At 34.1% G+C, this 4,195-nt stretch carries 2 protein-coding genes and 1 pseudogene; 1 reads left to right on the top strand and 2 read right to left on the bottom strand.

The window, feature by feature from the left end; genetic code table 11:
* Positions 1-592, top strand: a pseudogene (locus DMP16_RS11050) (glycosyltransferase family 2 protein); the annotation flags it as partial.
* On the opposite strand, the gene DMP16_RS08210 reads toward DMP16_RS11050, so the two are convergent.
* Together DMP16_RS08210 and DMP16_RS08205 are read right to left on the bottom strand one after the other, a co-directional pair.
* A complete protein-coding gene (locus DMP16_RS08210; RefSeq protein ID WP_069284004.1) occupies positions 573-2,312 on the bottom strand; it encodes a type II/IV secretion system ATPase subunit in 1,740 nt (579 codons plus the stop codon). The pseudogene DMP16_RS11050 and the gene DMP16_RS08210 overlap by 20 nt on opposite strands.
* A 23-nt stretch (positions 2,313-2,335) precedes the next feature.
* Entirely contained in the window at positions 2,336-4,189 is a 1,854-nt protein-coding gene (locus tag DMP16_RS08205; protein WP_069284003.1) for a type II secretion system F family protein, read from the bottom strand.
* Positions 4,190-4,195 lie beyond the last annotated feature (6 nt).

The following is a 4,195-nucleotide window of genomic DNA, read 5'->3' as shown; positions in this document are numbered from 1 at the left end:
ATTAAATGGTGTTACATTTAAGTACATCGACAGTATTGTCATATACACATTAGCGCCTTATACGTTAACAGATTTATATAATCAAATAAAAAGATGGGCTTATGGCTCTGCTGAACTCTTTTTCTACAGCTTGAAACTTTTCAAACTGGGAGCGAAAGGAGTAGAAGGTTTTATTTACGCTCAACAATGGGGAATATATCCGTTATTCCTACTTATGCTTATTATATCATTGGGTAATGAATTTTTACTGAAAATTAATTATCTATATGTTTTCGCATGTTTGATACCAATTCTGTTTTCACTGTCGTTATACATGTCAGTTATAAGAGTTAAAGGTGAAATCAAAGATTACAGACCTAGTTTAGTTACTTTATTAGCCTCGATGGTCGGATATATACAAGGCTTTTTGAGAATAAAATTTAGATGGAAAGTCACACCTAAGGAAATGGATAATAGTGAAAATAATTATATAATAAGTGCAAAAATAACTGGCTTATTATTAGCATCTTTATCTTATTTAAACGCGATTTATGACAGGGACATCTCCTCTATTATATTATTAATACTTGCTGTCAGCTTTTTACTGATATAGGTCTTATTTTCGCTATTGCTTGCACTTCCTTAATTGCTTCATCAGGCTTAAGACTGTACTTTATGATGTACTTCTTAAGTATCTTATAACTTTCCTCACTTTGCACAACATCCCTTGCTGTAGATAAAAGTTTTAAGAATAATGCTCTTCTCTCTATTTCGACTTTTACGTCGTCTAAGTTTAATCCTGCCTCTTCAATTCTGTTCCTCAATACCCTTGCTTGATCTAACTTTAATTCAAAGGCATCTGCTCTAGGATCCCAGTTCACTACAGTTCTATAATCGTTCCAACTAACTATCTCATGAACCGATACCACACGTCTTCTAAGCACTATTTTGTCTCCAATGTAAACTGGCAATCTTCTGATGGTCATAATTATATTCATCATAGGTATCCATTCTTGAGGAATATTCAATGGTTCATTCATCAATCTCTTTATTGCTGATTCAGCATTGTAAGCGTGAAAAGTAGTAGCACCACCGTGACCTGTTGATATAGCTTGGAATAACACATATGCTTCTTGCCCCCTTATTTCACCAACTACTATTAGGTCTGGTCTATATCTTAATGAAAGTTTTAGCAAATCCATCAGTCCTATTTCCTTTCCAACTCCTGCATAAGCTGGTCTAGCATATAATTGAGTCCAATTTGAATGAGATATCTTTATCTCTGGTATATCCTCTATAGAGACGATTTTCGTATTCTCCTTTACCATGTTAAGAACTGCATTCAACAATGTAGTTTTTCCTGCTCCCGTAACCCCGATAGACATAAAACTCATTCTCATATCTATAGCATACCATAGATAGGCAGCTAACTCTGGTGATATTGTGCCAGAATTTATTAAATCAAGGATTGTTATAGGCTTTTCAGCAAACCTTCTTATCACTACTGAGGAACCTCCATAAGATACCTCTTTTCTAAACGTAGCAGCAATTCTTGCCCCGCTAGGCAACATTCCATCTTGTATCGGTTCAGCAACTGAAATAGTTTTACCAGCCAGAGAGAATAACCTCAATACTAATTGATCTAATAGTTCCTCTCCGTTGATAGTTATATCTAGCTGTGGAGATACTTTCATGTTCTTCGAAAATATAACATTAGTTGGTAAATACTCATAATTCCTATGATAGACATAAACAGGATTATCTAGACCTGATATGGACACATCTTCTATATTTTTATCAGAAATTAGTGATGTTAAGATATTATAGCCAAACATATTTCTGAGAAGATAATATAATACTATTCTGGCATTTGTACTTAGTACGTTTACTTCTCCTCTTCTCTCTTGAATTACATTAAGATCTTTCCTCTTCTCATTTATCTCGAATATTACACCAGCTAAGTCAAGCGTCTTAGAACTAGAGAGGAGCTGTCTCTCTATCTCTTCTATAAAGATCATGTATATGTTTAGTATATCGTTATTTACGGGAGGCTCTACCACGACATACTTGTAAATACCTTTGTCGGAGTCAAAGGTCACGAAAACATGTGGATTAGGTAAGAGTAGTTCTATCTTGTTATTGATAATATTAGATTTTATATCGTCAGGTATTATATCTAGAATATTTATTTCATAATCAGCTACAATATTAATTATTTCTTCTGGAATACTAGTTATGGGATATAAGGTAATCGGAAGATCCAAACCCAACTTTACAGCACTAGCTGAGCTCTTCCCCCTATTAAACCTGAATGACTTTAAAACCTTACTCATTATATATCATCCTCCCTCCTAACTTATAAAGATGTCGACGATGGAGATATAGAAGGAATTAGTGATATGTGCAATGAAATTATTACCAATATAGCTGTTATAACTATCAATATGGCAGAATGTATAAAGCCGGCAGCAGTTTTTCCATAACCTATTTTACCCACTAGAAGTCCCGCTAAAAATGAATTAAATATGGATGAGATAGCGATTACGTATAATGCCTTAGGCAATAATCCTCTTGCAGCAGCAAGTGGTCCATAAGAAGTAACAAATGCTTCTTTTAACAATATTGTGTAGATTGCATTACCTAGTAGAATTGACGCTACTAATGCTAATATTATTCCCACATAAGGTGCATAGAGTAACACTCTTATTTTAGAGTTATAAGACCTTCTTATCCTTATTTGAGCATCTACTTGATCAGCTAAAGCTTCTACGGTTTCTGGAGTTAGACTACCAATCTCTATCATGTCCGCTAATGAAATTAAAGATATTCTGCTCGAGAAATCCAATATTCTATCTGCAGCTTTCTTGAACGCATCTTTCATCGGAACTCCTAATACAGTATAGACGTATATCGTATTTAGTACATCTCTAAACTTGCCCATCTCAGGAGAGTCCTTAAGAGTTTTTATTACGGTCTCTGGGTTCAATCCAGCCCTGAGACCCTCTGCTATTGATCTCAAGAAAGATACTACATAAGTATCATATCCAGTACCCTCTCTTAACTCCTTCATTGCGAGAATTCCAGGCGGTATTACAGCAACTAGCAGACCTATTGTAAAGGCTAAAATAGTATAAGGTATTTGTTGTGGTCCACCAGTTAAATATAATAAGGGTATAAGTAAAGGTATTGGATTTCTGATCAAGTATAAAATTAATAAGGATAATATGATGCCTATTGGAAAAGTAATGTAGAAAATCTTGTACGCCTTTAATGATCTTTCAGGGAAACGGAACTGTGTTTGATCCGTCACCCAAATAAACATTAGATTAACTATTGGAACAAGAAATATAGCGAAAGAAGCTATAACCGGAAACGGCACAGATCCAATTAAGCTAGGAAATATAGCTTGTAACAACATAACAAGGAAGAACGTTATAAAACCAGAAGAAAGCCATATTACAAATCCCTCAGCAACTCCGGATAAGTTATCAGCAGCGGTTGATGCCAAAACTTCTATATTCTTCAAGATATCCTTGGCTTTTGCTTCCATTGTCTCTAATACAGGTGCACCTGTCCTCACAGCAGTAACATAAGTTAACAAGAACTCATTAAAAACTTTAGATGGTGAAATTTTTAATGACTCAGATATCGCACTTTCTACACCTTCTCCTAGATATTTAACCCTCTTGTTGATGTATGAAGAAATTTGGCTGGCATATCTCATAGCGGCTGAATTTGATAAATACTCGAAAACAAATCGTGCACTTATACCAGACTTTAAGAACACATTAAATATTGCAGAAAATGCCGGTGCTTCACTATCCAATCCTATTCTTCTATTCTCTATCTCTTGAGAAATTTGTAGTATCTGAGAAATATAACTAATTGGAGGTATTATTATTGCAAATACTATCATAACCATAAACCCTGCCAAATACTTAACTTCTAGGGTTAACCGGTATAATTCAAACAATCTTACTGAAAAGATGACAAAAATCAACGATATCATTATTGAAAATATTAAAATGAAGAAAAGACGAGAAGCAAATAATTTTGGATCTTGTGTTGAACCTGCCTTAATTAGCTTAGGCTCTATGTTTTTGGCAAGCCTTTTAATAATACCGCTATTATAAAATAATAAATCAATTCTAGATAATTGTGTAGCACCAACTCTTTTATTATTGTTATTCTTCTTACTAAATACACTCATCTTAAT

This window comes from Sulfolobus sp. B1 (genome assembly GCF_007050195.1).
In the GTDB taxonomy this organism is placed as follows: Archaea; Thermoproteota; Thermoprotei_A; order Sulfolobales; family Sulfolobaceae; genus Saccharolobus.
Note: the sequence above shows the minus strand (reverse complement) of the source record. Positions and strands in the feature narration are given on the sequence as shown.

What these genes read in the sequence shown, in the direction of transcription:
- DMP16_RS08205 (WP_069284003.1), bottom strand. Translation starts at nt 4,189, where the DNA reads ATGAGTGTATTTAGTAAGAAGAATAACAATAATAAAAGAGTTGGTGCT.
- DMP16_RS08210 (WP_069284004.1), bottom strand. Translation starts at nt 2,312, where the DNA reads ATGAGTAAGGTTTTAAAGTCATTCAGGTTTAATAGGGGGAAGAGCTCA.